This is a genomic window from Streptomyces sp. NBC_00306, from assembly GCF_036169555.1.
GTDB lineage: Bacteria > Actinomycetota > Actinomycetes > Streptomycetales > Streptomycetaceae > Streptomyces > Streptomyces achmelvichensis.
The window spans coordinates 8,068,289-8,094,978 of record NZ_CP108032.1 but is presented as its reverse complement, the minus strand read 5'-3'; the positions used below and the strand labels follow the sequence as shown (position 1 = coordinate 8,094,978).

At 66.1% G+C, this 26,690-nt stretch carries 26 protein-coding genes, 1 tRNA gene and 2 pseudogenes; 23 read left to right on the top strand and 6 right to left on the bottom strand.

Annotated elements, in window-relative coordinates; all coding sequences use genetic code 11:
• The first annotated feature begins 89 nt into the window (after nucleotides 1-89).
• From OHA05_RS36155 to OHA05_RS36145, 3 genes are all read left to right on the top strand, one after another.
• The gene (locus tag OHA05_RS36155) at nucleotides 90-632 is read left to right on the top strand and encodes a hypothetical protein (protein ID WP_328862979.1); all 543 of its coding nucleotides are present in this window, start codon (nucleotides 90-92) and stop codon (nucleotides 630-632) included.
• A 71-nt stretch (nucleotides 633-703) separates the two neighbouring features.
• A complete protein-coding gene (gene ctaD, locus OHA05_RS36150) occupies nucleotides 704-2,431 on the top strand; it encodes an aa3-type cytochrome oxidase subunit I (protein WP_328862978.1) in 1,728 nt (575 codons plus the stop codon).
• A complete protein-coding gene (locus tag OHA05_RS36145) occupies nucleotides 2,428-2,775 on the top strand; it encodes a hypothetical protein (RefSeq protein WP_328862977.1) in 348 nt (115 codons plus the stop codon). Before ctaD ends, OHA05_RS36145 begins: the two co-directional genes overlap by 4 nt.
• Nucleotides 2,776-2,807: 32 nt before the next feature.
• Here the strand turns inward: OHA05_RS36145 and OHA05_RS36140 are convergent, their stop codons facing one another.
• On the bottom strand, nucleotides 2,808-4,022 hold the full coding sequence (locus OHA05_RS36140) for an IS110 family transposase (RefSeq protein ID WP_328862976.1): 1,215 nt from the start codon (nucleotides 4,020-4,022) through the stop codon (nucleotides 2,808-2,810).
• Nucleotides 4,023-4,370: 348 nt separating this feature from the next.
• On the opposite strand from OHA05_RS36140, the gene OHA05_RS36135 reads away from it, so the two are divergent.
• Nucleotides 4,371-4,718 carry a hypothetical protein gene (locus OHA05_RS36135; protein ID WP_328862975.1) on the top strand — a complete coding sequence of 116 codons (348 nt, stop codon included), beginning with the start codon at nucleotides 4,371-4,373 and terminating at the stop codon, nucleotides 4,716-4,718.
• Between the two features lie 359 nt (nucleotides 4,719-5,077).
• Nucleotides 5,078-5,596 (top strand): YceI family protein, encoded by a 519-nt coding sequence (locus tag OHA05_RS36130; RefSeq protein WP_328862974.1) that lies wholly within the window; start codon nucleotides 5,078-5,080, stop codon nucleotides 5,594-5,596.
• Nucleotides 5,597-5,914: 318 nt separating this feature from the next.
• Here OHA05_RS36130 and OHA05_RS36125 read toward each other — a convergent pair whose 3' ends face one another.
• Both OHA05_RS36125 and OHA05_RS36120 read right to left on the bottom strand, forming a co-directional pair.
• Entirely contained in the window at nucleotides 5,915-6,472 is a 558-nt protein-coding gene (locus tag OHA05_RS36125; RefSeq protein WP_328862973.1) for a dihydrofolate reductase family protein, read from the bottom strand.
• Between the two features lie 614 nt (nucleotides 6,473-7,086).
• Nucleotides 7,087-7,917 (bottom strand): Rieske 2Fe-2S domain-containing protein, encoded by an 831-nt coding sequence (locus OHA05_RS36120; protein WP_328863530.1) that lies wholly within the window; start codon nucleotides 7,915-7,917, stop codon nucleotides 7,087-7,089.
• A gap of 773 nt (nucleotides 7,918-8,690) precedes the next feature.
• Between OHA05_RS36120 and OHA05_RS36115 the strand changes: the two genes are divergently transcribed.
• The 3 genes and pseudogenes from OHA05_RS36115 to OHA05_RS36105 all read left to right on the top strand — a co-directional run bounded on the left by OHA05_RS36115 (nucleotide 8,691) and on the right by OHA05_RS36105 (nucleotide 9,943).
• Complete coding sequence (locus OHA05_RS36115) at nucleotides 8,691-8,894, top strand: cold-shock protein (protein ID WP_018529187.1); 204 nt, start codon at nucleotides 8,691-8,693, stop codon at nucleotides 8,892-8,894.
• Between the two features lie 324 nt (nucleotides 8,895-9,218).
• Nucleotides 9,219-9,623, top strand: a complete 405-nt coding sequence (locus tag OHA05_RS36110) for a CBS domain-containing protein (RefSeq protein WP_328862972.1) — start codon at nucleotides 9,219-9,221, stop codon at nucleotides 9,621-9,623.
• A 49-nt stretch (nucleotides 9,624-9,672) separates the two neighbouring features.
• Nucleotides 9,673-9,943: pseudogene (locus OHA05_RS36105) on the top strand (SCO5918 family protein).
• A 77-nt stretch (nucleotides 9,944-10,020) separates the two neighbouring features.
• Here the strand turns inward: OHA05_RS36105 and OHA05_RS36100 are convergent.
• Nucleotides 10,021-10,339: pseudogene (locus tag OHA05_RS36100) on the bottom strand (hypothetical protein); the annotation flags it as partial.
• Nucleotides 10,340-10,585: 246 nt separating this feature from the next.
• Between OHA05_RS36100 and OHA05_RS36095 the strand changes: the two are divergent.
• From OHA05_RS36095 to OHA05_RS36075, 6 genes are all read left to right on the top strand, one after another.
• Nucleotides 10,586-11,029 carry a hypothetical protein gene (locus OHA05_RS36095; RefSeq protein ID WP_328862971.1) on the top strand — a complete coding sequence of 148 codons (444 nt, stop codon included), beginning with the start codon at nucleotides 10,586-10,588 and terminating at the stop codon, nucleotides 11,027-11,029.
• A 36-nt stretch (nucleotides 11,030-11,065) separates the two neighbouring features.
• Nucleotides 11,066-11,139, top strand: a tRNA-Met gene (locus OHA05_RS36090).
• 318 nt (nucleotides 11,140-11,457) lie between these two features.
• On the top strand, nucleotides 11,458-11,769 hold the full coding sequence (locus tag OHA05_RS38315; protein ID WP_443043862.1) for an adenosylcobinamide amidohydrolase: 312 nt from the start codon (nucleotides 11,458-11,460) through the stop codon (nucleotides 11,767-11,769).
• Between the two features lie 101 nt (nucleotides 11,770-11,870).
• Nucleotides 11,871-12,041: a hypothetical protein gene (locus OHA05_RS36085; RefSeq protein ID WP_328862970.1), complete on the top strand. Its 171-nt coding sequence runs from the start codon at nucleotides 11,871-11,873 to the stop codon at nucleotides 12,039-12,041.
• A 202-nt stretch (nucleotides 12,042-12,243) separates the two neighbouring features.
• Complete coding sequence (locus OHA05_RS36080) at nucleotides 12,244-13,323, top strand: FUSC family protein (RefSeq protein ID WP_328862969.1); 1,080 nt, start codon at nucleotides 12,244-12,246, stop codon at nucleotides 13,321-13,323.
• Between the two features lie 818 nt (nucleotides 13,324-14,141).
• Nucleotides 14,142-14,513, top strand: a complete 372-nt coding sequence (locus OHA05_RS36075) for a DUF6479 family protein (protein ID WP_328862968.1) — start codon at nucleotides 14,142-14,144, stop codon at nucleotides 14,511-14,513.
• Between the two features lie 237 nt (nucleotides 14,514-14,750).
• On the opposite strand, the gene OHA05_RS36070 is transcribed toward OHA05_RS36075, so the two are convergent.
• Nucleotides 14,751-17,030 carry a catalase gene (locus OHA05_RS36070; protein ID WP_328862967.1) on the bottom strand — a complete coding sequence of 760 codons (2,280 nt, stop codon included), beginning with the start codon at nucleotides 17,028-17,030 and terminating at the stop codon, nucleotides 14,751-14,753.
• 1,043 nt (nucleotides 17,031-18,073) lie between these two features.
• On the opposite strand from OHA05_RS36070, the gene OHA05_RS36065 reads away from it, so the two are divergent.
• The 7 genes from OHA05_RS36065 (at nucleotide 18,074) to OHA05_RS36035 (ending at nucleotide 24,704) form a co-directional block, all read left to right on the top strand.
• A complete protein-coding gene (locus OHA05_RS36065; RefSeq protein ID WP_328862966.1) occupies nucleotides 18,074-20,551 on the top strand; it encodes a molybdopterin oxidoreductase family protein in 2,478 nt (825 codons plus the stop codon).
• On the top strand, nucleotides 20,548-21,039 hold the full coding sequence (locus OHA05_RS36060; protein WP_328862965.1) for a hypothetical protein: 492 nt from the start codon (nucleotides 20,548-20,550) through the stop codon (nucleotides 21,037-21,039). The genes OHA05_RS36065 and OHA05_RS36060 overlap by 4 nt, the downstream gene beginning before the upstream one ends.
• Before the next feature lie 247 nt (nucleotides 21,040-21,286).
• Nucleotides 21,287-21,703 (top strand): CBS domain-containing protein, encoded by a 417-nt coding sequence (locus tag OHA05_RS36055; protein WP_328862964.1) that lies wholly within the window; start codon nucleotides 21,287-21,289, stop codon nucleotides 21,701-21,703.
• 151 nt (nucleotides 21,704-21,854) lie between these two features.
• Nucleotides 21,855-22,397, top strand: coding sequence for an isochorismatase family cysteine hydrolase (locus tag OHA05_RS36050; RefSeq protein WP_328862963.1), 543 nt, complete (start codon nucleotides 21,855-21,857; stop codon nucleotides 22,395-22,397).
• A 377-nt stretch (nucleotides 22,398-22,774) separates the two neighbouring features.
• Complete coding sequence (locus OHA05_RS36045; RefSeq protein WP_328862962.1) at nucleotides 22,775-23,131, top strand: STAS domain-containing protein; 357 nt, start codon at nucleotides 22,775-22,777, stop codon at nucleotides 23,129-23,131.
• Between the two features lie 170 nt (nucleotides 23,132-23,301).
• Nucleotides 23,302-23,868 carry a DUF2243 domain-containing protein gene (locus tag OHA05_RS36040; RefSeq protein ID WP_328862961.1) on the top strand — a complete coding sequence of 189 codons (567 nt, stop codon included), beginning with the start codon at nucleotides 23,302-23,304 and terminating at the stop codon, nucleotides 23,866-23,868.
• Nucleotides 23,865-24,704: a cytochrome c oxidase assembly protein gene (locus tag OHA05_RS36035; protein ID WP_328862960.1), complete on the top strand. Its 840-nt coding sequence runs from the start codon at nucleotides 23,865-23,867 to the stop codon at nucleotides 24,702-24,704. The genes OHA05_RS36040 and OHA05_RS36035 overlap by 4 nt, the downstream gene beginning before the upstream one ends.
• Nucleotides 24,705-24,949: 245 nt before the next feature.
• Here OHA05_RS36035 and OHA05_RS36030 read toward each other — a convergent pair whose 3' ends face one another.
• Nucleotides 24,950-25,105, bottom strand: a complete 156-nt coding sequence (locus tag OHA05_RS36030) for a hypothetical protein (protein ID WP_328862959.1) — start codon at nucleotides 25,103-25,105, stop codon at nucleotides 24,950-24,952.
• 328 nt (nucleotides 25,106-25,433) lie between these two features.
• Between OHA05_RS36030 and OHA05_RS36025 the strand changes: the two genes are divergently transcribed.
• Both OHA05_RS36025 and OHA05_RS36020 read left to right on the top strand, forming a co-directional pair.
• Nucleotides 25,434-26,081, top strand: coding sequence for a HemK2/MTQ2 family protein methyltransferase (locus tag OHA05_RS36025; protein WP_328862958.1), 648 nt, complete (start codon nucleotides 25,434-25,436; stop codon nucleotides 26,079-26,081).
• Between the two features lie 114 nt (nucleotides 26,082-26,195).
• Nucleotides 26,196-26,690 (top strand): SRPBCC family protein, encoded by a 495-nt coding sequence (locus OHA05_RS36020; protein ID WP_328862957.1) that lies wholly within the window; start codon nucleotides 26,196-26,198, stop codon nucleotides 26,688-26,690.

Genomic DNA, 26,690 nt, shown 5'->3' with positions numbered 1-26,690 from the left:
GCGCGCCACCTGCCCCGACCAAGGCAATAGAACGCTTCCGGTGGGACCTGTGGAGGTCCTCGGGCACTGCGTACCTATAAGCCGTCAACGTGAAGGCTCCGGTGCTGCATTCCTTGACTGGAAAAGGAACCGCCCTTGCCCGACAAATCGTTTCGGCTGTCGATGAGATGACCCCGCCCCAACGCGCCGCAGCCGACGAGGTGATCGGTCAAGCCCTCGCCAAGTCCGACCATTTTCCCGACCTCAAGACACAGGTCACCGGAGAACTTGGCTCCGAGTCACACCCGGCAGGAGCCCATCACTTTCTGCTGCTGCTCCTCGATGTACCAGTCCGGGCCAGCTGCCGCTTGACCTCCGGATCAACCGTGTTGCGGGCGAGCTGGTGGCTGAACAAGATCGCTTCGACCTCGATGCCGTTCATCGTGATGAACCGGCAACGGCTGTACATCGCAGTGACCGGCTCGATCGGCGTCACATTCAGATCACGTCGATTCCGCAAGTGCCGGTCCGGCGGAATACCTCGCTGCTCAAGCGGATCGCCTGATATCGGAAGGCCGCATGCTTTAGATGACCTGACGATATGTGTTGTCGTCGCAGCGGGCTGGCCGATGAGCTCAATGCCGGTCAACTGATTAAGGTGTGACGTGGCGTCAGTAGGGGTACCTACTGCGCCGTCCGTCACCGAGCCATGTACGGGGTCCTCATGACCGCATCGACCACTGAGCCAACGACTATCGTCCCGGTCAAAGGACGTAGGGCAGGCAGCGTAGTCGTCACCTGGATCACCACCACCGATCATAAGAAGATCGGCCATCTGTATTTGATGGCGTCATTCGTATTCTTCGTCTTCGGTGGACTGCTCGCGCTGCTGATGCGCGCCGAATTGGCACGGCCAGGGCTGCAGATTGTCTCCCCAGAGCAGTACAACCAGGCGTTCACCCTGCATGGCACGATCATGCTGCTGCTGTTCGCCACCCCGACATTCGCCGGCTTCGCCAACGCGATCATGCCCCTGCAAATCGGCGCCCCCGACGTCGCCTTCCCGCGACTCAACATGCTCTCGTTCTGGCTGTTCCTCTTCGGCGGCCTGATCGTGGTGGGCAGCCTGCTGACCCCCCAGGGCGCGGCGGACTTCGGCTGGACCGCCTACACCCCGCTGAGCGGCGGAGAACGCACCCCCTACGTCGGCGGCGATCTGTGGATCATGGGCCTGGCGCTGGCCGGTTTCGGCACGATCCTCGGTTCGGTCAACTTCATCACCACGATCCTGTGCATGCGCGCGCCGGGAATGACCATGTTCCGGATGCCGATCTTCACGTGGAACATCCTGTTCACCTCTGTGCTGGTACTGCTTGCCTTTCCCGTTCTGGCGGCGGCTCTGCTCGTCCTTGAAGCCGACCGACGCTTCGGTGCCCAGGTCTTCAACCCGGAGAACGGCGGGGCGATTTTGTGGCAGCACCTGTTCTGGTTCTTCGGGCACCCCGAGGTCTACATCATCGCGTTGCCGTTCTTCGGCATCATCACAGAGATCATCCCGGTCTTCTCGCGCAAGCCGATTTTCGGCTACATCGGACTGATCGGTGCCACCATCGCGATCACCGGTCTGTCCGTGACGGTGTGGGCACATCACATGTTCGTCACCGGCGCAGTCCTGTTGCCGTTCTTCTCCTTCATGACGTTCCTGATCGCGGTGCCCACCGGTGTGAAGTTCTTCAACTGGATCGGCACGATGTGGAAGGGCTCACTGTCCTTTGAGACACCGATGCTGTGGACCATCGGGTTTCTCGTGACCTTCCTGTTCGGTGGTCTGACCGGCGTCATCCTGGCCTCGCCGCCGATGGACTTCCACGTCTCCGATACGTACTTCGTCGTCGCACACTTCCACTACGTCGTCTTCGGCACCGTCGTCTTCGCCATGTTCGCCGGCTTCCACTTCTGGTGGCCCAAGATGACCGGCACCATGCTCGACGAACGCCTGGGAAAGATCCACTTCTGGACGCTGTTCATCGGCTTCCACATGACCTTCCTCATCCAGCACTGGCTGGGCGCCGAGGGCATGCCGCGCCGCTACGCCGACTACCTCGCCGCCGATGGCTTCACCGCCCTCAACACGATCTCCACGATCGGGGCATTCCTCCTCGGCAGCTCCACGCTCCCGTTCTTCTACAACGTATGGAAGACAGCGAAGTACGGAGAGAGGATCGAAGTCGACGACCCGTGGGGGTACGGACGCTCCCTGGAATGGGCTACGCCCTGCCCAGCGCCGAGGCACAACTTCATCACGCTGCCCAAGATCCGCTCCGAATCGCCAGCGTTCGACCTTCATTACCCCGAGGTCGCCGCCATCGACCAAGCCGCCGCCACCGGTCGCCGGGATGCCGTCGAACCCGACCCTGACGCAGCGTCCAAGGGCGGAGACACTCCATCGTGAGCGTCCCATCAACCGGCCAGTCGGCACCTGACCCGCAAGCGGGCATCGAACGCATCGAACGCTTCCTTGCGGCGACGAGTGAGCGCACCCAGGCGCTGCAAGCTGCCGAAGCCTTCGCCGACCACCTGCCAAGCCTCACATCCACCGAGCGTCAGCAGCTTGTGCGCCTGTATGTCGGCGAGCGACTTGTTGAAGTCAGGCGCCGGCGAAAGCAGATCGCGCAGCAAGAAGCGGTCCAAGACGTACGCGAACGGCTCCGAGGGCGCTGCATCAGAATCGGTCTGCTCCTCGGTCTCTTCAGCGCTTCACTGACCTTGTGGTTGATCGTAGACATCGTGATGTAGCGACGGCGGTCCTTGATTACTAATCTTGTTTGTCAAGCCACCGCTGTGACTGGTGGTGCCGGCTCGTAGCACCGCCCGTCACGGAGCAGAGCCCACAGAACGTTGACCCGTCGGCGGGCGAGAGCAAGCACAGCCTGGGTATGGCGTTTGCCCTCGGCGCGTTTGCGGTCGTAAAAGCGGCGAGACTCGTCGCAGTAGCGGATGCTGATCAACGCTGAAGTGTAGAAGACGCGTTGGAGCCCTCTGCTGTATCGCTTCGGCCGGTGGAGGTTGCCGCTGATTCGGCCCGAGTCGCGGGGGGCTGGGGCCACGCCGGCGAAGCCGGCCAGGCGGTCTGGGGTACCGAAGACCGCCATGTCTCCGCCGGTGGACGCGAGGAACTCGGCGCCAAGCAATGGCCCGATGCCGGGCATGCTCGTGATTACCTTTGCGTCCCCGTGTTCGCGAAGCCGGGCCTCGATGAGCTTGTCGCTGTCGGCGATCTGCCCATTGAGGCGCATCACCTCCTTCGCCAGGGTGTGCACCAGCTGGGCTGTCGGCTTCTCTCCGAACACGCTGGTCTGCTGGCGCTCAGCGGCCTCCATGGCGGCCGTGGCCAGTTGGGCGGCGCCGCGGACCTTGCGGTTGCGCAGCCAGGTTTCCAGACGGCGGACACCAGCTCGCCGGATGGCCGCCGGCGTCTGATAGCCAGTGAGCAATATCAGCGGTCCTACGTTGGTCAGGTCCAGGGCCCGTTCCAGGCCGGGGAAGATCCCGGTGAGGTGGCCTCGCAGGCGGTTGACCACACGGGTGCGGTCGTCTGCCAGGTCTCGACGGTGACGAGTGAGGATCTTGAGTTCGGCGACGAGTTCGTCGCCAGGCCGCAGAACTTGAAGGTCTCGGCGAATCCGGGCCTGATCAGCGATGATCGCCGCGTCCTTGGCGTCGGTTTTCCCCTCACCCCGGTAGCCCTCTGAGGCTCGGTTGACCGCCATGCCGGGGATGTAGAGCACGTGTTGGCCGTGGCTGAGCAGGAGATCGATCAACAGGGCGGCGCCGCCATCGGCCAGGTCGATGCCCCACGTCACGTCCTCCCCCAGGGCGAGGGTGTCAGCGAGTAGCCGCAGCAGTTCCTCTTCGTCGTTCGCCACACGACGCGACAGAAGATGCCTGCCGCTATCGTCGATCACCACGCAGTGGTGATGGCCCTTACCGGCGTCGACACCAGCCCAGATCACTGTCACGTGCTCTCCACGGATCGTTGCCATGCGGATCCCGCAGACGACCTCGCTGGCCAGTCCCTACTCAGCGATCGGTTCGCAATTACTAATCAGCAGCCGAGTCGTCAGGGGGCGCCGAGCGGCCAATCGAGAACAGCCACACGGTCCGCAGACTACTGAGAGCCACACCCGGCACCCCTGGGTGAGCCAACCCTACGAATGGCTCGCTCATCCCGTGCAACAACGTAGGCACTACTGACGGGGCCGGCTTGCCGGCCATCGTGCACCCACATCGGGGGTGTTGAGGGTGACGGCTGTGCATGAGAACCGACGGATGCTGTGGTCGCCGATGGGGGTTGGTTACGGCTATGCAAAGTCGCGTCGGTGCTGCCAAGCATGGTGGGAGCAAACGCCGTCGGCGGGCTCGACAGCGCAATAGCCGGGATCCGACATCAGATCTGGTCGTCACCTTCCGTCGGTCGTCTCAGTACTCCCGCGCCGCCTCGCAGGGCCGACGGCAGCGAGCACCATCGCCACGGCCAGGACGAGAAGCCCGCGGACGGCAAGGACGTCCTGCTTCCGGCCGGCACCATCCCACGCCTCGCCCCGGAGACCGAGACGGTCCACATCGACCTGACCAAGGAGCAGATCAAGAACGCCCCACAGTTCGACAAGGACAAGCACCCCACGGACCCTCGCTATCGCGAGCAGCTCGCCGGCTACTACCTCGGCAACCACACCTGACCAAGGCACCTCGTCTTCGTTGCGTGAGGCCTGCCGGAGACACGACGGCAGGGCTCACGTACGAGCGGCCGTCAGCGGGTAACGCGGCCGACGTCCCGTACGGGGAGAGCGCGAGGCAGCTGTTCAGCCCTCGGCATGGTCAGCGCCCTCAGCGCAACGCCTGATCGTTTCATCAGACCAGCATGCTCTCTGCGATCTGGATCCCAGGGATCGGGTTGACGCACAATCGGCAGCCTTCCTCTGCCCGGGAGACGTGCAGGGCAGCCAGCGGCCTCTGCTCTTGGGCTGGTATACCCGCTGTAGCTGCGAGAGGCTGCTCCATCACTGATTGATCTTCAGCACACGGAGGCTACGAGCTCATGGCAGCAGCGGAGAACCAGCGCCCACCAGCCCCAGGTATATACGTTATCGATCAGGCCGCATCAACGGTCCGCTTCGCCACACGCGCCATGTTCGGGCTGCTCCCAGTCCGAGGCAACTTCGCCATCGGTCATGGCCGGATCACAGTGGCCGACCCGGCAGAAGATTCCTTGGTGGACGTCGTAATAGAGGCGGGTAGCTTCGATTCGGGCAATCAGCAGCGTGATAACCACGTCAAGTCCTCCGACTACCTGGACGTGGCTCGGCATCCCGAGATCAGCTTCCGGAGCCAGCGTCTGGAACGGTCCGGTGTTGGTGCCGCCTTGTATGGCGAGTTGACAGTGTGTGGCGCGACGCAGCCGGTCGCCGTAGCGCTCGGCACGGTTGCCCCTGAGGGCAAGCGGATGACAGCGAGCGGCACCACCACAATCGACAGGTACGCCTTCGGCATCACCAAAGCCAAAGGCATGACGGGGCGGCATCTCATGATTGCTTTGGAAGTCGTCGCGTACCGCTAAATCGATGGTGGTCCTCGAAGCAGTGCAGCCCCTTCCCACCGAGAGAATCCGGTTACACACAGTGCGAGACCTCCGGGCTGCTGCATCGCCGGAGGCTCCATACACCGGGAATTGGCTCAACGACCAGCCACTGGGCGGGACATGGGATCGATTCCGTGTCCCGCCGTACGATGATCACGTGACCTCCCGCCGCCCCTTCAACCCGGACCTCAGGCCGCGCAGAGCATCCGCGCCGCCGAGGCCGAGCTTCTCGGCTCCCTGCGGCTCGGTCTCACCTGCCCCGCCTCGGCCGCCGGCAGCGTCACCGACCGGTGCGGCTCAGCGGGTGCGGTAACGGGCATAGATCAGTCCGCTGCCGAAGGCACGCTCCTCGACCAACTCGAGATCGAGGCGCACACCGTCGGGGAAGAACCGCTTCCCGCCGCCGACCACGCTCGTGGTGATGAACAAGTGGTACTCGTCCACCAGGCCGGCCGCGACTGCCTGTGCCGCGAGGTTCGGGCCGTCGACAGTGAGGTCGTGATCAGCCTCGGACTTGAGCCTGCGCACCGCGTCCGGGTCGAAGCTCCGCTCGACCCTGGTCTTCGCGCTGGACACCGACTCAAGCGTCGTGGAGTGAACAATCTTCTCCGCGGCCTGCCAGTCACGGGCGTACTGCACGATGTGCGGCGGCTGGTCAGGCTCGGTGTGCGCGGTTTCCCAGTAGACCATCGTCTCGTACATCCGCCGGCCGTAGAGGTACGTGCCGACAGGGCGGAAGAGGTCGTTGATGAAGGTATGCACCTCCTGGTCGCCGGCCCCGGTGCCGAGGTCGCCCTCCGCCGCCTCGGCGTAGCCGTCGAGAGAGGTGAGCATCGAATAGATGAGCTTTGCCATACGTCACCTTCCGGTACGAGCGCGGCAGTCTGCCGGCGGTCATGCAGGCTCTGACCTCCGCACGACCCGGAACTCATCGATCGACTGGCCGACCGGTTCCGTCAACCGCAGATCCCGGACGAAGCGCACCTCGGCGGCGGGATGCCCGCGTTCCGCGCTCTCGTCACCTGCTACGCGAAGCGAATGGCCTACGGCAGTCGGAGATCATCATCACGGCCATCGTGTTGTGGCTGCGCATCGCCTACAGGACACGCCCTGGACGACCTGCGCTTCCGTGAAATGCTCGGAACGCGGGAAGCGACGCCCCAACCACGCGGCGGAGCCTCGGTGCAGGCGGCTGCTCGGCGGTGCTGGTATCGGCCACCACCTTGCCCTGCTGGATGGGGCCGGCGCTGGCATGGTCATCGGCTGTCCAGCCCGTCCTGACGCACCACCAGCACAACAAGTCGCGGCTGACCGTATTCAAACCCGAGAAGGCTTTCATCAGCCGACCATGGCCTCCGCGGGTAACGCCTCAGCCCGGGGCGCGACCCCTCCAAAGCCAAACAACCCCCGGGGGGGTGCCGTACATCGAGGTCAAGCCGCGAGTGTGACGGGTCGGCCTCGCCATCCCCTCACGCGCGCAGCCGCGCCTCGACGCAGCCGTCCGTGATGCGCGTCTCGAAGGCGGGCTGAGGGGCGGTCGCGGGGCCGCGCACGTTCCAGCCGTCGTGGAGGCGGAAGACGCTGCCGTGCCAGGGGCACTGCACGCAGCCGTCGTCGATCGTGCCCTTCGACAAGGGCCCGCCCATATGACTGCAGGAGTCCGCCAGAATGTGCACCCGGTTGCCACTCTCGCGCACGACGAGGATGGGGACGTTGTTGATGTGTCGCTGGACCGCCTGGCGGACGGGGAAGTCCGCGACGGCGCCGACATTGTGCCATCCCGGCGAAACAAGTTGCGGCACTACTTCGGCGTGATTGGCGCCGGACGCCTGCCGGTAGGCCATGTGGCCGCCGATGGCTCCGCCGAGGCTCACAGCAGCCAGCCCGGCAAACCCGAGGGCCTTGCCCAGGCCGACGCGGTCCTGTGTCCGGGCAGCTAGCGAGCCCGCGTATAGCCCCACTGCCGTGACGTTCGCCGCCGCATGCACCAACCCCACGCGCATTTGTCGGCGCTGCAGCTCCGCCCAATCGACCCAGCCTGTCACCGCGGCCGGCCCGGCGGCGGCCAGGCCCACGCCGATCAACGTGCTCGCTGCTCGCCGCTGACCTGGGAGCAGGTCGAGAATCGCCGCGGAGAACCAGGTGCCGATCGGCACTTGCACCATCAGGGGATGCACGGGATGGCCCAACCAGCGCCCGTGCAGCACATCTCGCCCACGGCCCAGAGGAACCTTCTGCACCATACTGCGGATGCTCAGTACAACGCCGTCCAAGGCGGCAGCGCGCTCCAGACCGTCCATACCCCGGATGATCCTGCCTGGCCCCGCAGCCGACGGCAGTACTCGTTTCAGCAGCCGCTCAAGCGCGCCACCCACATGGACACCATCGAACGGCTCCGGCGAATTGTTCATATACGACGGGTAACCGTTTTAGCGCCGACGAAAACGGCTGGACCGGCACCTCCCAATCGCTTCCCGCCGAGACCACCGCGCGCTCATGCCGGATTGCAGAAATCAGTGCGCTGTCAGCTGGAGACATGGATCTGGGCTGGCAGACCGGCCATCGATCGTCCTCACACCCAGAGCTCAACACCTGTCCCCGACCGCCGGCTACGACGGGGACGTGGTGTGAGGTGTGCTGACCTACAGTAGTAGCCATCAGATGCGCGGGCGGATTCTGCTCGGCCCGTGCAGACGTGGAGTACCGCCATTGCGTGGCCCCAACGGCGGGCGAGCCCTGGTTTGAGAGTGACGAAATCGAGCCTCCCGGAACGTTGTTACCCCGGGTGCATGAATACTGCGCTCGTGAGGGAAGAGTTTAACGGGCCGTGCAGTGAGAGTTAAGACAGCAACGACCAGCGTGGAATTGTTCCACGTACGCAGCCGTTGCGGCATGCTACTGTCGATCTCAGTTGCAGTTGTGGTTCCCAAAGACTTCAAGTGCCCTCAGCGGTTTTCTGAACCGGCGAGAGCACTTTTGCATTTCCGGTCATTTTCCGGGCGGGATAATCATCACGGCGACTCGAGGTCCGCACAGTGCGGTCCTCTGGGCAACGCCCCGAAGGAGATATGACATGGCCAGTGGCACCGTGAAGTGGTTCAACGCGGAAAAGGGTTTCGGCTTCATCGAGCAGGACGGTGGCGGTGCTGACGTGTTCGCCCACTACTCGAACATCGCCGCCCAGGGCTTCCGTGAGCTGCTCGAGGGCCAGAAGGTGACCTTCGACATCGCGCAGGGCCAGAAGGGCCCGACGGCCGAGAACATCGTTCCGGCCTGACGCTTACGCGCATTTTATAGCTGGGGCCCGCATCGTTCGGAGTGCGGGCCCCAGCTACACGCATTTTCGCCGCGGTTTCACCAGCGGGACTGGGAAGAATCCGTAGTCTCTCCACGCGCGGCTCCTCCTACAGGATGGCAGATGCACCTTGCAGAGCTACACCGCAGCCGACACCCGTCTAATTGTGCGCCGCGCGTCACTTCAGCACCTACGCCCAGTGCGCATTTCCGCTGGCTGGCTGCAAAAGGTCGGTACGTACTTGTAATTCTCGATGCTGCTCATCGTTGCGGCAGGAAGCTGACCTATCTCTGCAGGAGGCACCTTTTGACGCCGGTTCAGATGCATCCCCGCCCTGCAAGCGCCAACCCCATCCACAGGACAGTGGCTGAGGTCATGGACGCAGCCGGACCGCAGGTCTGTGACGACATGAGCGTCGAGGTGGCGCTGTCCGTCATGGCCGCCGCCCGCACGGGTCGACTGGTCGTCTGCGACCAGGACGGCCAGTGCACCGGCCTGGTCACCCAGGCCGAACTCACCGCCGTCCGCGACGGCTCCGCTTACACGGACCGTGTCCGCCTGCGCGACATCCTCGGCGACCGCTGGACCTTCACCTCACCCGTGACCACTGCGGCCGAAGCCGAGCGCACGATGCGCTACCTCCGGCTCGGCGCTCTGCCCGTGGTCGACGAGCAGGGCAGCGCCCTTGGCATCCTCGCCCTCTCCCGCTGAACCGCCCCACCCCGTTCGGACCGTTCGCGCTTTCTCCCGGTGAGGCTACATGCGCTGCGTCATCGCCCGCTTCCCCTTCGAGCTCACCAAGAGCGGCGTGCTGAACCGATGAAGGACATCAAGGCCGAACCGGGCACCGGCGAATTCGTGACCATCGGCCGCCGCCACTACCCCGTCAAGCAAGTCGGCCAGCTCTCACCCGGCAGGACCGCCGTGAATTCAGCGCCGCCGAAGTCCTCCGGGCCATGACTCAGCTCGGCTTCACCTGCCGCACCCTCCCCCAGCTGCATGTCCTTGAAGGTCCACCCGAGTCTCGGTAACCCGGCTCACGGCCCAGGCCTCCATGACAGGGTCGTGCGGCGAGCAGTGCAGTGTTAGCCGGACGACGATCACATAACTAGACGATACGAACCGTCTTGTTAGATGCCTGTCTGCAACAGGAAATGCTCCGCCAGAGGCGAATCGTGCTCGGTGACTGTGCCGTGGAAGACATAGGCACGTTTTGTCGCGACGGCAGGGAAGGCCTTGAGCCGGTTGATGGTCCGCTCGACTTCGTTGCGACGCCGGTATTGCTCGCGGTCGGCCGCTGGGCGAGGAGTGGCGTTCTTGACATGGCGTCTTCGCAGGTAGCGGCGGTTGCAGCAGAAGCTGTACGCCCTGTCTCCGCCGACATGACCGGGTTGGGTCTGGGCCTCCCCCAGCGGACGAGGTGCCCGGCCCGACGGCGGTAGATGCGGCCCAAGAAGCGGACCCGCGAAATTCGGACCTCCGCCCCTGACCGAACCGACGAACATGATCCGCCGGACCGGCCCTGGTTGGTGATGGCTGAAGGGTCCCCTACGGGTCCGGTGGCGCTTGCGGCTTTGCTGTGCTGCGGTTGGGTAGCCCGGGGACGAGAAGTACGCAGGATTGCTAGGGCGAGAGAGGGAACAGGGCCGTGGATGTGGAGCGCCGGGCGGGCAATGTTCGCCGGTCTGCTGGATGCCAGCCATCTGATGCCCCTCGACACCTTGCCGGACACTGCCGTTGAGTACGCCCGCGCGGCGGGTTTCACCGGCCTGCTCATTTATGTGGCGGACCTCAACCGCCAGGGGCTGCATCTGCTGACCGGCCCGAACGGAGCGGCGCCGGGCACCGAAACCGACATCCGGGTCGAGGGCACGGTGCCCGGGCGGGCGTACCAGTACGGGCGGCTTACGTCTGCAGCGCCGCAGGAGGCGGGAGGCACCGCTTGGTGGGTGCCTTTGGTTGACGGCACCGAGCGCTTGGGCTTGCTACGCGTACAGTCCACCTACGACGACGCCCGTGCCCTGATGATCCTGCGGAAGACGATGGGGATCGCCCTCGGTCACCCCGGCCGCAACGCGCCGCTCGGACGAGGTTCGGTGGTCGCGCTCGTGGCATGAGCGAGCCAATCGGTGCCGTAGGGTGGGGTCTACCGACGCGGGGTGGAGCAGCTCGGTAGCTCGCTGGGCTCATAACCCAGAGGTCGCAGGTTCAAATCCTGTCCCCGCTACTGCCCAGAAGGGCCCGGATCCTTGGCGGATCCGGGCCCTTCTGTCATGCAGTCAGGGGTTCTACCCGGCGTGGCAGGTGGGTGGACATTGTCGAGGAGGTCATGCAGTGCGTCGCATTCGACCTTGCCGTCCACGCGAGGTCCGGGACCCGCTTCGAGGACGGCGAGGAACTGCAAGCCGCTGTGACGCGCCGGTGCGGCGTGGCGGATGATCAGCAGCGCGGTCCTCGGCGGGAGATCGGGCAGCGGCACTGAGACCTCAACGCCCAAGCCGCGCACGGCTACCGGCGCACGGGTCCGGACCGGCGCCTCGCCGGACTGGCCAGTGCCGCGGGAATGCAGGGCGCGGGTGCCGGCCTGATGACCGCCGTAACCGCCTCCCGTCCGGGACCTCGCACGGGACGGGGGCGTGGAGACAGTTGCCACCTCCGACATCTCGGTGCGGGGTTGGGCAGCCACGCCGGCCGAGGGCACGAACCACCGGCAGGGCCGGGGACGATCAACATCACCGCCATCCTTTCCCTGACACGCTCCGACGCCCCACTGGTCAACGCCATGGCTACTGCGAACGAACGAAGGTCCCGCGCGCCAGCCGGACATATTGTGCGCACCGGCTCCAGCAGTGAGTGAGCGGTTTCGGTGCTGGGTAGCCGGGCGGGTGTCTCCCCCGTCCGCCGGTCCCGCTCGGTCTGTCGCTTCGTCGGCCAGGGGCCGATGTCGGCAACGTGCCGGTGGGCACGCTCCGGGTCCTGCTGCGGCGAGCTCGTGGGGCGGCGCTCGTGGGCATGTTCTGCAGGGCCCATCCGGCCGATGTCGTGCTCGGGGTTCACGGCGTCGGCCAGTTGGTGCTCGACGACGAGGGGCCCGCCCCCGTCCGGCTCTCTGGCGTCGCCGCCCTGTAGTTCGGCAACCGGTGCGGTGGCCGGTTCATCGGCGGGTACAGGCGGGTCTACGAGCGGCATAACGACAGGAAGGGCGAGGATGGCGGGTGAGGTCAAAGACTCGCGGTCAACATTTTCCCGGCCAGGCCACTTGGCGGCAGTGGCCCAGTGGGGGCAGCGGGCATGGACTTGGGATGGCCAGGAGCGTCATACCGTTCTCTTGGTGGCCAAGAGCACGATGGCGGCAACGCTTGCCTGGTTCATCTCCCATGACCTTCTTCGTGCACAGTCGCCTGCGTTCACCCCCTTTTCCGCAGTGTTGATCATGCAGGTGACGGTCTATCAGTCCCTGATGCAGTCGTTGCGCTATGTCGGCGCGGTGGTCAGCGGCGTCGCCGTACAGGCAGGCCTTGCCTTCCTTGTCGGCCCGGACCTTGCCACCTTCCTGATCGTCGCATTGATCGCGCTGATAGTCGGGCGATGGCCGCGCCTCGGGTCACAGGGAACACAGGTGTCAACAGCGGCGTTCTTCGCCTTTTCCACTTACACCGCTGCCACCGCGCATGCGGAAAAGCTCGCCCGGCTCGGAGAGATCATTCTGCTGGTTCTCATCGGATGCGTCGTAGGCGTCGTGGTGAACCTCATCGTCATGCCACCTCTTCGCCACCGCAGTGCCGAGCACGCGATCCACGGACTCGCCCAAAGCCTTGATGCACTCTTCAGCGACATGTACCCAGCACTGCGGTCAGGGCAGCTTGACCCTGAGGCCACCGAGCGGTGGCGAACGCAGGCCCAACAGGCGACAGAACTCGCGCCCCAGGCCAGGGCGGCGTTGCGGACCGCACAGGAAAGCCTGTACTTCAACCCGCGACGCCTCTTCCGCCGCAACCGCGACCGCGGCACCTTCGCCGGCTACGACGCGGTGCTCACCGCACTCGAGCGCACCCTGTATCAGAGCGCGGCACTCGCCCGTAGCCTGGACACGTGGCGCGGGGAGGAAGGCCAGAACAGGTACCAGCCTTTCCTCGAGCGCTATGGCGCCTTTCTGGAGAGCCTCTACGAAATGGCCCGTGTACTGAGCGTCCTCGACGAGAACCATCTGAACGACCAGTCACAGAGGCTGAGCGCGTTGGCGGAAGATGCGCAGAAGTGCCGCTACCAGGTGGCAGCACAGGCGGAGCACGACGCCCTACCGCTGGCTGAACCCAGCCGTCCCTATGGTGTTCTGGTCGTGGAGGCCACCCGCCTCATGGAGGAGTTTCAACAGACCAGCGACGCCCTGCGCCGACACGTGACGGCCTAGCAACCTATAAGACCCGTGGAGGCCCGCAGGCTCATCGCCACAACGGGAACCGGGTTCACCCAGGCAGGCGGAATGACCACAAGGCTGGGGGCGGTTCATCGCGCTGGCCACTCCCCTGCGGGCCGCCTACGCGCTCACCCAAGCCCGCTTGAACGCTATGGCGGTATCTACAGGCTGAGTCACAACATCGGTGGGCGTCAGATCCCCCCGGTTATGCTTGCATGCCAGATATGCGGTCGAACCTGTGTTCTACATCGTGTGGTGGGAGGTGCCGTCACGAAAAACGACAGGACCGCGGGGCATGATCGCCGGTGCTGTCTCTGCGCCTGCTCACCGAGCGACCGGCCAGCGTCGCTGAGGAACTCTTCCGGGCGACCCGAGCTGGTGGGGGATGCCACGCCCGTCGTGCTGGCAGTGCCGCAGGCCGCACTCCTGGCGGACGTATCCGGGAGGCTGCACTACGAGAATTCGAGACCCCCGCCGCTTGCCAGGTGACCTGTGCGCGGATGGCGGCGCAGTTTGCCCGCGATGTGATACCCAAGCGGGGTGAACACCGCCGGGCCATGCCGGCGTGAGGCCGACGACCTGCAGAAGGCACACCGTGGCGACCGAACACGGAAGTCCGCCCACGATGCGGACATGGCCGACCGGTGGCGCCGGCCTGGGGTGCAGGCGGGGTCCGTCGGGGCGCCGCAAAGCGCGGTGGCCGGCACTACTCGTGGCGATAGGACCTGCTGAGCGGCCCGACTCACGGATCTTTTCACTCCGTCGATGCCATGGATGCGCGAGATGCGGCCGGGTCGGGGTACCCGTGGTTCATGAGTCCTTTCCTCCGGCCGGCCGACGACGGGCACAGGCTCGCCGCCGGTGACGGCGCCCCCGCAGTCATCGTCTTCGTCCTGATCGCCGCCGCTCTCCTCGTCCTGCTCGTCGGGGTGGTCTGGCGGGTGGGTGCACGCCGGGGCCGGGCCCGGCCACCGCGTCCCGAGGAACAGCCCCGGCGGCCCGCACAGCGGTCTCACGTCGAGGCCCGGCGGGAGCCCGAAGACTTCGGGGCGGACGGGGAACGGCTGACACCCCATGAGCTCGGCGGCTACGGGAACCAGGGATCGAGGCCCGCCCCCGGCGGCCGGCGACGCGACGCCGACGAATCCGGCGGCTCCTTCGGCAGCGGCGGCCTCGGCGGCTGAAGGCCCGACAGCGGGTCAGGTTCCTCTCGGTGGTCGACGTCTTCCGCAGGGACTCCGCGCCTGTCCGTGAGGCGTCGCGCGCCTCACCGAGAGGCCAATCGGCTCCCGCGCTGTGGACAGCGACCTCGCGTTTGCCATCAGCGTTGGATCGGCGCGAGGCGCCCTTGGAGCACTGCACCGCCGCGGACGAGCGCTCGCCCCCGGCCGCGGGACACGGCTCGGGGGCGGGGCATGGGCTCAGAGGGAGGTCGGGAAGCGCTCCCAGACGCGATGCTGGCCGAGGAGCTGGACGATCTGCTCCAAGGCTTCCGTTCCCTCCTGGGTGACGACCACACCTGGCGCGTCCTCCGGCACGTTCGCCGCCGTGAGGACATCGCCCGCACCGGCCCATCCCCCGATCGCCTTGCCGTGCCGGAACGCCTCCGAGAGCATCAGCAGGACCCGGGGATCCGTCGTCGCGTTGCCGTTGCCGGAGGGATCGCCGGCCTTGGCATCGCGCGCGCCGAAAGCGTCACTTCCGGGGCCGGGTACGCCGACCAGGAGCACGGCGTCGAACTCCACGGACCGCGCTGTGGCGTATGTGCGCTGAATGGTGATGGGCTCGCCCTCCGGGTCGAGCTTTCCGCCGGTGGGCGCTACGACGAGCGGGACCATGCCCGCCTCGAGTACCGCCGCTCGTACCGCCCGGACGCCGGCCAAGTCGCCTTGGCCGTCGGAGATGATGCCGATGATCCGCCCGTCGAGCGGCCAGTCCCCGCCCATTTGGGAGAGAGCAGGGCTGGGATCCACTGGCACGAGCGGCACGGTGGCTTTCGGGGCGGGAAGGCCCAGGCCCTCGGCCACCTGGGAGCACAGCTTGGGGTCGATGTTGGCGAGTACTTTCAGCGCTCGCTCCTTGATCGCCTGCTCGTAGCACTTGTTCAGTTCGAATGTGTATGCCGCGATGATGTGCTCGCGCTCCACCGGCGTCATGCTGAGCCAGAATCGCCGGGGCTGGCTGAAGTGGTCGTTGAACGATTCGGGTGCCTCGCGCACCTTCCGCGCCGCGGGCACTTCCACGGGGACCTCGATGTAGGCGGCATCCTCGGCGCCGGCGAGGAACGGGCAGCCGCCGTCGAGGGAGTTGGGCCGGTAGGGAGCGGTGCCGCTGTGCACGGCTGTCTGGTGCATGCCGTCCCGCAGCATGTCGTTGACCGGGGCGTGCGTCCGGTTAATGGGTAGCTGGCCGAAGTTGGGGCCGCCGAGCCTGCTGATCTGGGTGTCGAGATAGGAGAACAGTCGGCCGCTGAGCAGCGGATCGTCGGTGATGTCGATGCCGGGCACCAGATGGCCGGGGTGGAAGGCGACTTGTTCCGTCTCGGCGAAGTAGTTCGTCGGGTTCGCGTTCAGGGTCAGGAGGCCGACAGGCTGCACCGGCGCCAGTTCCTCCGGGACGATGTTCGTCGGGTCCAGCAGGTCGATGCCCTCGAAGGTCTGGTCGGGGGTGTCGGGGAACGTCTGGATACCCAGTTCCCACTGGGGGTGGGCGCCGGCCTCGATGGCGTCGGCCAGGTCGCGGCGGTGGAAGTCCGGGTCCATGCCGTTCACGATCTGGGCCTCCTCCCACACAAGGGAGTGCACACCCAGCTTGGGCTTCCAGTGGAACTTCACCAGCGTCGTTGCACCCTCGGCATTGACCAGCCGGAAGGTGTGGACGCCGAAGCCCTCCATCATCCGGTACGAGCGGGGGATGCCGCGGTCCGACATGTTCCACAGCGTGTGGTGCGTCGCTTCGGTGTGCAGGGTCACGAAGTCCCAGAACGTATCGTGAGCGCTTTGCGCCTGTGGGATCTCACGATCCGGATGCGGTTTCCCCGCATGAATGACGTCGGGGAACTTGATCGCGTCTTGAATGAAGAACACCGGGATGTTGTTGCCGACCAGGTCGAACGTGCCCTCGTCGGTGTAGAACTTCGTCGCAAAGCCGCGCGTGTCGCGCACCGTGTCCGACGAGCCCCGCGAGCCCAGCACCGTGGAGAACCGCACGAACACCGGTGTTTCGACATCTTTGACGAGGAAGGCCGCCTTGGTGATGCGCTTGGCCGTTCCGTAACCCTGGAAGACGCCGTGGGCTGCCGCGCCGCGAGCGTGCACGACTCGCTCGGGAATCCGCTCGTGATCGAAGTGGGTGATCTTCTCGCGCAGATGGTGATCTTGCAGCAGGACGGGGCCGCGTGCCCCTGCCTTGAGCGAGTGGTCGGTGTCGTACAGTCGGGCCCCTTGCGCTGTGGTCAGATAGGCACCGCTCTGCGCGCGTGCGGAGGTGCTGGCACCGGTCGGCTTCCCCGTCGGTGAGACCGCCTCAGGACCCGACTGGTCCGGCTTGTGCGGCAGTGGTTCCTGCGGCTCCGTCGGTTGGTCGACAGGCGGTGACACCGGCGCGGGCTTGCCGGGCACTCCTTCCTCGGGTCCTGATTCTCCCGTCAGGAGATCCGCAGCCTTCTGGGCCGCGGCCTTTACCGGGTTCTTCGGGTCCATGACTCCTCCATCTACCGTGAATCGACGTCTGGCCTGGCCCACCGGGGAATCCCTTTCAGGCCGCGTCCGACCGATGTACACGAAAGGGATTCCTGCAGGGCTGTCCGAAGTACCCCGTGCGCCGGAAGTGAACCCGGTCGAGGCAGCCCGAGGAGTGACACGCCGGGACTGGACGGGGTGGCGGATGAGTACCCGCCCTTGGAAGGGCCGGGGGCCTTGGATGTCGGGTTCGGCCGTCAGCGTGTTCGTCGCTCCCGGCCTGATAGTTCGACCGTGAGGGTGAGCAGATCGAACAGGGCTGTTGACACCTGATGAGGGTCACGGGGTTGAAGGTGTCGCTATCGCCGCGCCCTATTCGATGGCCGAACCTGCTGGTGACCTGCCAGGCGCAGTGATGCCGCGCTCTCCCACTCTGCGTACTTCGGGGTTACGGCGCGCGAAGGCCCCATCGGGTCCTGCCCAGCACGGTCGTGGCCGTCGTCGACCTGCCATTCGGTCGGGCTCATCCGTTCGGGGTCATTCTGTGACGGCGCGGGGCTGGCCGCCAGACGAGCTTCCGATGCGTCCGCGTTCCGCAGGAATGCGCCGTGATGACTGCCCGGCTTGGCGGGGTATCCGACAGGGGAGTGCCGGCGGCAGGGTCGTGCCGGCTGGGGTCGGAGGAAGAAGGCGTTGAACCATGTACGGGCCCACAGATGAGAGCGGTCTGATAACGAGTCAGCACATGACCGGTGAGCCGGTCCGCACCTGCGAGCCGGCGGTCCTGGACGCTTCGACGGCGCCGGATACGCAGGAGCCGGACGGCGAGGAGTCGGCAATCGTGCGCGGCGAGGACTGACGAATCCGCGGCTGGTATGCGTGAATGCCGTCGCCTGGCTGTGCACGGATGAGCGTCCGACGGCCCGGCGCACGTCACGGAGTGACATACGCAGCGGGTCGTCGACGTGTGGCGCCATCGCATCGGTGCGTTAGCCGAATGCGTCGGCGGGTACTCATGGTGCGGTCGAGCCAGCGGAGGCAGGCCGGGTTGAGGGAGGCCCGTTGTGGACCCGTCTACGGATCGGATCGCGCACCCATGGGGCGGACGAACCCCCTACGCCCCCCACGAGCCGTGGCCCGTGCGCGTGGACACACATCTGGCCGACGGCGTCCGGACCGGAGAAGTCCAAAGGTGGGTGCAGGCTGCCTCACTCCTGCACTCCGACGGCGATGCGATGGACATCGCCGTCAAGGACGACCGAATCGTGGGCGTACGGGGACGCGCCGGGGACCGCGTCAACCATGGACGACTGGGGCCGAAGGATCTGTTCGGCTGGCAGGCGAACGCCTCTCCCGACCGCCTCACCCGGCCACTGATCCGCCGGCAGGGGCGTTTGGTGGAGGTGGACTGGCCGACAGCGATGGGCGCAGTCGTGGCTCAATCGAAGGAATTGCTGGACGAACAGGGTCCCGGATCCATCGGGTTCTACACCAGTGGACAGCTGTTCCTCGAGGAGTACTACACGCTGGCCGTAATGGCCCGCGCCGGAATCGGCACCAACCATCTGGACGGAAACACCCGGCTGTGTACAGCCACCGCGGGCGAAGCGCTCAAGCAGTCGTTCGGCTGCGACGGCCAGCCCGGTACCTATGACGACATCGACCATGCCGACGTCATCGCCCTCTTCGGCCATAACATCGCCGAGACCCAGCCCGTGCAGTGGATGCGCATGCTGGACCGGCTGGCGGGCACCGAACCCCCTCGACTCCTGTGCGTGGACCCTCGTCCCACTCCGGTCGCCCGGGCCGCGAGCATCCACCTCGCGCCCAGGAGCGGCACGAACGTAGCCCTCCTCAACGCCCTGCTGCACGAAATCATCCGCACCGGCCGCACCGACCCTGCGTTCATCGCCGCCCATACGGTCGGGTACGAAGAACTGACAGAGAACGTCAAGGACTGCACACCTGCCTGGGCTTCCTCGATCTGTGATGTGCCGGCCGCCCGCATTGGTGAGGCGGCTGAACTGGTCGGCTCCGCTGAGCGGTTGCTGTCCACGGTTCTGCAGGGCGTCTACCAGTCCCATCAAGCCACCGCAGCAGCTGTGCAGATCAACAATCTGCATCTGATTCGAGGCATGCTCGGGCGCCCGGGAGCAGGCGTGCTGCAGATGAACGGACAGCCCACCGCGCAGAACACCCGCGAGTGTGGAGCCAATGGTGACCTGCCGGGCTTCCGTAACTGGGAGAACGATGAGCACGTCGCCGACCTGGCCGAAGTGTGGAACGTGGAGCCCGGGAGCATCCCCCACTACGCGCCGCCCACACCGGCAATGCAGATGTTCCGCTACGCCGAGCAGGGCTCGATCCGGATGCTGTGGATCAGCGGCACCAATCCCGCGGTGTCCCTGCCCGAGTTGTCCCGCATGCGCTCCATCCTGGCGCAGGATCGCCTCTTCGTTGTCACCCAGGATCTGTTCCTGACCGAGACCGCCCAACTGGCCGACGTTGTTCTGCCGGCAGCCACGTGGGGTGAAAAGACGGGCACCTTCACCAATGCCGACCGAACCGTCCATCTGTCCGACAAGGCGGTCGAACCGCCCGGGGATTCCCGTCCCGACCTGGACATCTTTCTCGACTACGCAGCCCGCATGGGCTTCCGCGACAAGGACGGGGGCCCGCTGGTCCACTGGGCGGACCCGGAATCGGCGTTCGAGGCGTGGAAGCACTGCAGCGCCGGTCGTCCGTGCGACTACACAGGCCTGACCTATCGCCAACTCCGCGGCAGCACCGGCATCCAATGGCCCTGCAACGAGCAGGCCCCCAACGGCACCGCGCGTCTCTACACTCACGGGATCACCTGGGCCCACCCTGACGTGTGCGAAAGCTACGGCAAAGACCTGATCACGGGGGCAGCAGACAGCGTGGTCGAGTACCGCTCCCTCAATCCCGACGGCAAGGCCACCATCCGCCCCGGCGAGTACCTCCCGCCCCATGAGGTGCCCAGCGAGGACTACCCCTTCCAGCTGACCACCGGGCGCACCCTCTACCACTTCCACACCCGTACCAAGACCGGCCGGGTCCCCCAGCTGAACGCGGCCGCGCCCGAGGTCTGGGTGGAGATCTCCGCGAATGACGCCGTCGAACTGCGTCTCGACGAAGGCGATCTGGTCGAAGTCGCCACGCCCAGGGGAGCGATCCGCGGCCGACTCCGTGTGACCGGCATCCGTCCCGGGCTGCTCTTCGTACCGTTCCACTACGGGTACTGGGACACGCCGGGCGGGTACCGGCCCGAAGCCGACACGACCGGCAGGGCAGCCAACGAGACCACGATCACCGACTGGGACCCGGTCTCCAAACAGCCCGTCTTCAAAACCGCAGCAGCCAAGCTCACGTGCATCGAGAGCAGCGACGGCCGGGTCTCGCCCGCTCCGACCACCACCGCCTCCGCCCCTGTGGAAGGCAGCCACCTGCCCCCCACCAGTGGCGGTGTGCCTGCCCATTCCACCCAGGAAGTCGATCGCGAGACGGAGGTGAACGGGTGAACGGCATCGCGCTGATCCTGCGGGTGCTCCGTGACGGCGAAACGGAGCTCGCAGAAGGACTGCTGGCCACGGGCCAGCGCCACCGCGCCGAGCACGAGATCTTCCACGTCTCCACCGACCTCGCCCAATGGTCACGAGAGCACGCCCAGCGGATCGCTGAAGCCATAGAGAGGGAGGACCACGCGCGTCCGGAGGAGGCATCCGGCCCGCACTCGGACCTCGTACCTCGGTCGCAAAACAGGGAGCCGCGGCCAGAGCGGGCCTGCTCCCAGCCAGCGCTCCTACTCCTTCGGGATCTGCGTGATCTGCATCTGGGCGCGTCAGCGAACTCCCTGTACTGGGAGATGCTCGCCCAAGCTGCGCAGGCCCGTACCGACACCCGTCTGCTGTCCCTCGTCTCCGCCTGCCACCCGCAGACGGTGCGTCAGATGCGCTGGACCAACACCATGATCAAGAGTCTTGCTCCGCAGCTGCTGACGAATCTCTGAAGTCCTCACGGGCAGCGGGCACCATTCCCCGCGAGGAGACCGGTTCGTCGCGTCCGACACAGCGCCTCCCCCGGCACTACCCACACATAATCTTGCCGGACCGTCACAACCAGTGACCTTCGGCGACACCTTGTGGCCCCTGTAGTCACGAAAAGTGGCGTTATGCGCCCGCAGCAACGGGAACCCGTAGGTCGTCAGCCCCATGCCGCTCCCGCGGCTGTCGAACCGACGAAGAAGGGACCCGACGATGACGACGGCACGAGAGATCATGACGAGCGGTACCGAGTGCATCGGCGCCGACGAGAGTGTTCTGGACGCGGCGAAGAAGATGAAGGACCTCGGCGTCGGCGCGCTGCCGATCTGTGGCACCGACAAGAGGCTGAAGGGCATGCTGACCGATCGCGACATCGTCGTGAAGGTGCTCGGCGCAGGCAAGGACCCCGCCACGGTCAAGGCCGGCGAGCTGGCTCAGGGTGAAGCAGTGACCATCGGCGCAGACGACGACGCCGACGAGATCCTGCGCACCATGATCCAGCACAAGGTCCGCCGACTGCCCGTCATCGACGGACACGACCTGGTCGGCATGGTCGCCCAGGCCGACGTCGCCCGCGCCCTGCCCGACCCGAAGGTCGGCGACCTGCTCGAAGCCCTGTCGACGGACTGACCGCGCTCCTGTGGTTCTGCGCGGGCACCATGCCGGTTCCGGCGAATGGCTGCGGCAGCCACGCGCCCGCAAGGCGCCGGCTGCCGCGCCTCCGCCTCCGGGGCCTGCAAGGGAAACTGCGAGCAGAGCAGGATCGCGGGATCATGAGGGCATGAGCCACAGGGCCAGCGCCGTCGTCGTGATCGACATGATCAATACGTACGATCACGCGGACGCGCACCTGCTGCTCCCGTCGGCAAAGAAGGCCATACCGCCGATGGTGCAGCTGATCGACCGCGCCCGGAAGCACGAGGTCCCCGTCATCTACGTCAACGACAACTTCGGCGAATGGCGCTCACACCACGGCGAGATCCTTGAGACAGCGCTCGCTGGGCCGCATGCCGACCTGGTCGAACCGCTTCGTCCCGATGACGACGCCCTGTTCGTCGTCAAGGCACGGCACTCGATCTTCTACGAGACACCGCTGGCCTACCTGCTGAATCAACTCGACGTGGGCCACATCATCCTGTGCGGACAGGTCACCGAGCAGTGCATCTTCTATTCCGCTCTCGACGCCCACATCCGGCACCTGCACGTCACCGTCCCGGAAGACGCCGTTGCACACATCCATGCCGACCTGGCTGACGCTGCGCTGAAGATGATGCGCACCAACATGGACGCCGATGTCGTGCTCAGCAGCTCGGTCCGGTTCTGAGGTCCGCCGCATGCCAGCCCCGAACTTGCTCCACGTTTTCGAACACGTCCATCGCCGGGTCGCAGTCGCCCACGGCGGTGTAGCAATGACACTCTCCGGCACCCCGCGTTAAGCGCAAGCCGGAGCGGTCCACCTACCCTGGTACGCCGCTCCGGCTCTATATGGGAGCAATCGCAAGGGCTCGATAGACCGCTGTCTCACGCACTCAATGCCTGCCCGTCGCCGAGAAGCGCTTACGCAGCACGCGGACCGCTCCGCGACTCCGAACACCCTTCGCCTGCGCCACCACGGCGGGCCCATCGATGCATTCCAGCAGAGCTTGCTGCATCTGGCCCGGAGGCATGGCTGGCGCGTAGAGAGTCTGCTAGGTGTGGAGGATGCCTGAATCTGATGGTGCCGAAGACCCTGTCACACCGCAGGTGCTGAGTCGGCGCCGTCGCGGTCGTGTGTGGGTCGTCTGTCTCGGCGGCGACCTCAACGCGTGCACCCTGCCGCCCGTCCGGGAGACGTTCGACCGTCTCATGAACGAAGCCGGACAGCCCTTGATTGTGGACGGGACGGCAGTGCAATCCGCCGACAGCAATGCCATCGAGCTGCTCCTGACACTCCAGAAGGAGACGACGCTGATCGTCGCCGCTCCCTCCCCGCCCCTCCAAAAACTCCTCGCCACGGCCCCCAGCCCTGTCCTCTCAGCCTTGTCCCTCGGCGAAGCCCTGGACCTCATTGGCACCTGACGGCAACCTGTCGGACCGTCCGGTCCACCGACCAGGCCGTCCACCAGGCCAGCGACAGCCGCCAAATCATCTGGGAAACACTCGTCCGCCAGCTCCTCGGCAAAGGCGAAGAGTGTTGCCCCAGCTCGGCGGGACCACCGAGCGCAGGTAGAAGGAATGCGAATCGTGCGATGACCACTACCACTGGCGTTACCCACGCGAGTGCCCTGCCCAGGAGCCTCAAGCTGCCGGGAATCACTCTGGGAGTGGGACTGGGCGGCTTCGTCGACGGTATTGCGCTGCACCAGCTCCTGCAGTGGCACCACATGCTCACCAGCACGAATCATGACCGGATCGGCGTGAAGTACTACCCCGCCACCACCATCGACGGTCTCAGGATGAACACAGTGTGGGACGGCATCTTCCACACCGTCTGCTGGCTGGCTGTCCTTGCGGGACTGGCCCTCCTGTACTCGCGGGTGACACACCACCGTCGTCGGGTCTGGACCTCCCCTGCCCTGTGGGGCTGGGTTCTGGTCGGCTGGGGCTTGTTCAACATCGTCGAGGGTCTTGTCGACCATCAGATCCTCGGCATCCATCATGTCTACGCCGGAGCGCAGCAGGCATGGTGGGATGCGGGCTTTCTGCTCCTGGGCGCGTTGTTCGTCGCAGTGGGCTGGGCCATCCAGCGCCACGGCCGGCCGTTCGACCCCGAGGATGAGGCGAAGTCGTCACGGCCCGGCCCAGCCGGTGCATGAACGGCCACCCTGCGGGGCATCACCCCGCCGTCCCGGAGCGGCTGCTGGAGGTGCTGCTGCCGGCGACCGTTCTCCTGGCTCTCGGCGCGCTCTACCTTCTCCTGGCCGCGCTCGCCCGTCACCGCAACCCGGTAGCCGGGTGGAGCCGCTGGCGTACCGGCTGGTTCCTGACCGGTCTTGGCCTGCTCGGGATGACGCTGTTGCCGCCGGTGGGACCGTTCGCCCACGAAGACTTCCGCGGCCACATGCTCCAGCACCTTCTGATCGGCATGTACGCGCCCCTCGCCCTTGTCCTCGGGGCCCCGATCACCCTCCTGCTGCGCACGCTGCCGGTAGATCGGGCCCGGGGGCTGGCCGGGATGCTGCGAAGCCGCCTGATGCACGTCATCGCCAACCCAGCCATCGCCCTGGTTCTGAGCGTCGGAACACTCGGCGTTCTGTACTTCACGCCGCTCTACGAAGCGATAGACGGGCGACTGCTCTGGCACCAGATCCTTCACGCCCATTTCCTGCTGTCTGGGTGCCTGTTCGCATGGGTCATCGCCGGACCTGACCCCGCCCCCGCCCGGCCCGGCGTGCCCACCCGGCTGGTCGTCCTGGGTATCGCGATCGCCGCCCACGCCATCCTTGCGCAGATGATGTACGCCGGTCTCTACCTCCGCGTCCGCGCCCCTGCCGAGCAGATCCAAGCCGGCGCGGAGATCATGTACTACGGCGGAGACATCGGCGAACTCCTGCTGGCAGCCGCCCTCGTGGCCACCTGGCGCCCAACGCCCCGTACCAAGCAGACAAGCCTGCTGCCCAGCCACCCGAAGGGCAGCGGGGCGGCAGGCTGAGACATGGCCAGAAGGTCTCGATGAACGCACCAATATCAAGTCACTGCAACCGTCGCGGCGACACTGGTGCCGGAGGGCGAGGCATGCCGACGGGGCCCGGCCAAAGGTACCTCTTCGCCGGGCCCCGGGTTGTGCAAGGGGACGTCAATCGGCAAGGCGGTCTTTTCGACTCGCCTGCAGGGCACCCAGCAGGGTTTGCCTCATGCGTGTTCTCACATCGCTGAGGACCCGCGCGGGGTGGGCTGTTAGAAGAAGTGTTTCCGTCCACCGACCTTGCGCCCGCTCGCGCCGAGAACCCACAGGACGGCGCCGACCACAGCGAGGACCCCGCCGATCGTCGTCAGCAGCGAGACACCGGCGAGCAGGCCGATGATGAGCAGAATGACACCCAGGACAATCACTTGAGTTCCGATCTTCCCGTCTCTTCGGCGCCTACAGGCCCTCGCCTCCTCGGGCTGACCTGCAGCACCCTCTCCCCGCCCCGCTATCTGGACCGGCCCAGTAGAAATCCGGCAGGTCGCGCAATCGGCGGCCGCCGGATCCCTGTCATGCACGCTCCGTGTGCCCCGCTCTGGCTCGGCCCATGCCGCGATAGGCGAAAGGCCGCGAAGGCGCCCGTTTCGGGGAGGCGGGCGACTACGGAGCGCTAAAGTCCACTACCGTGGGTCGCCGTAGATGATGCCGATGGCGGGTCTGATCATCCGGTCGAATCGGGGTATTCGGCCCGACGTGACGTTCATTGCCCTGCCGGGCGTCTACTCCCCGCAAGATGACACCGCCCTGCTTGCAGAAGCCCTACGTAATGAACCGGCGCCACCGAATGCGGAGGCACTCGACATCGGTACCGGCACGGGTGCGCTCGCCCTCGTTGCGGCTCAGCGGGGCTATCGGGTGACCGCGGTGGACGTCTCCTGGCGCGCTGTACTCACAGCTAAGGCCAACGCCTGGCTGGCCCGCCTCCCGGTCCACGTGCTGCGCGGCAATCTCCTCGCCCGGCTTACCGGCCGCCGCTTCGACCTGATTCTGAGCAACCCGCCCTACGCCCCGACCCCGCCGGGGCTACCCCGCCGAGGTGCGGCCCGGGCCTGGCATGCCGGCAGCGACGGCCGTCTGCTGTTGGACCGCATATGCCAGGAGGCGCCGCCGCTGCTGCGGCCCGGAGGCGTTCTCCTGCTCGTCCACTCGGCGGTCAGCGGGGAGGAGACAACCCTGCGGCAGCTGCGGGAGGCCGGGCTGGAGGCGGAGGTGACCGACCGCCGCTGGGTGGCCCTCGGCCCCGTCCTGCGGTCCCGGCACCCCTGGCTGCACCTACAGGGCCTGATGGAAGCGGACCAGAGCAAGGAAGAACTGGTGATCATCCGTGCTCGGAAGTCCTGAGCTAATCAGGAGCCCGCACCTCGCGGCACGCGCGCACCGTGTTTTCGCATTCCGTTCGGGGGGCGGGGTACTCGGATGACATCGTCCTGTTTGTGATCACGTGAGGGGTTTGTCGTGGCGATCCGGCACCAAGTAATCGAACAGTCACCCGAAGCGGTGTGGGCTGTGCTGGAGGATCCAGACCTCTATGGCGAGTGGGTGGTGGGTACCACCGCTTCGCGGCCGCTCGACGACCAGTGGCCGCAGGTCGATGCGGCACTGGAGTACTCGGTGAGTCTGGGCCCCTGGTCCTACGAAGGTCGCACCACGGTGAGACGGTTCGAACCCCACCGCTGGCTGGAACTCGAGGCACACAGCGGCCGCCTGGGTACGGCACGTATTGCCATCGAGGTGCGGCCCTGGGGTGGACACACGCTGGTGATCGTGGATGAGCATCCGCTGCGCGGAGTGGGGGGAAGGTTGCATGCAGCACCGCTCGACCTCTTTATTCAGCTGAGGCACCGCACCATGCTCCCCCGCCTTGCGAAGACCGTGGCGAGCAGGAATCGCCAGGCAGCCTCCGCCGAGGCGCACGCTCCACTCGACGCTCCCCCGGGCGTGAGGAGCTGA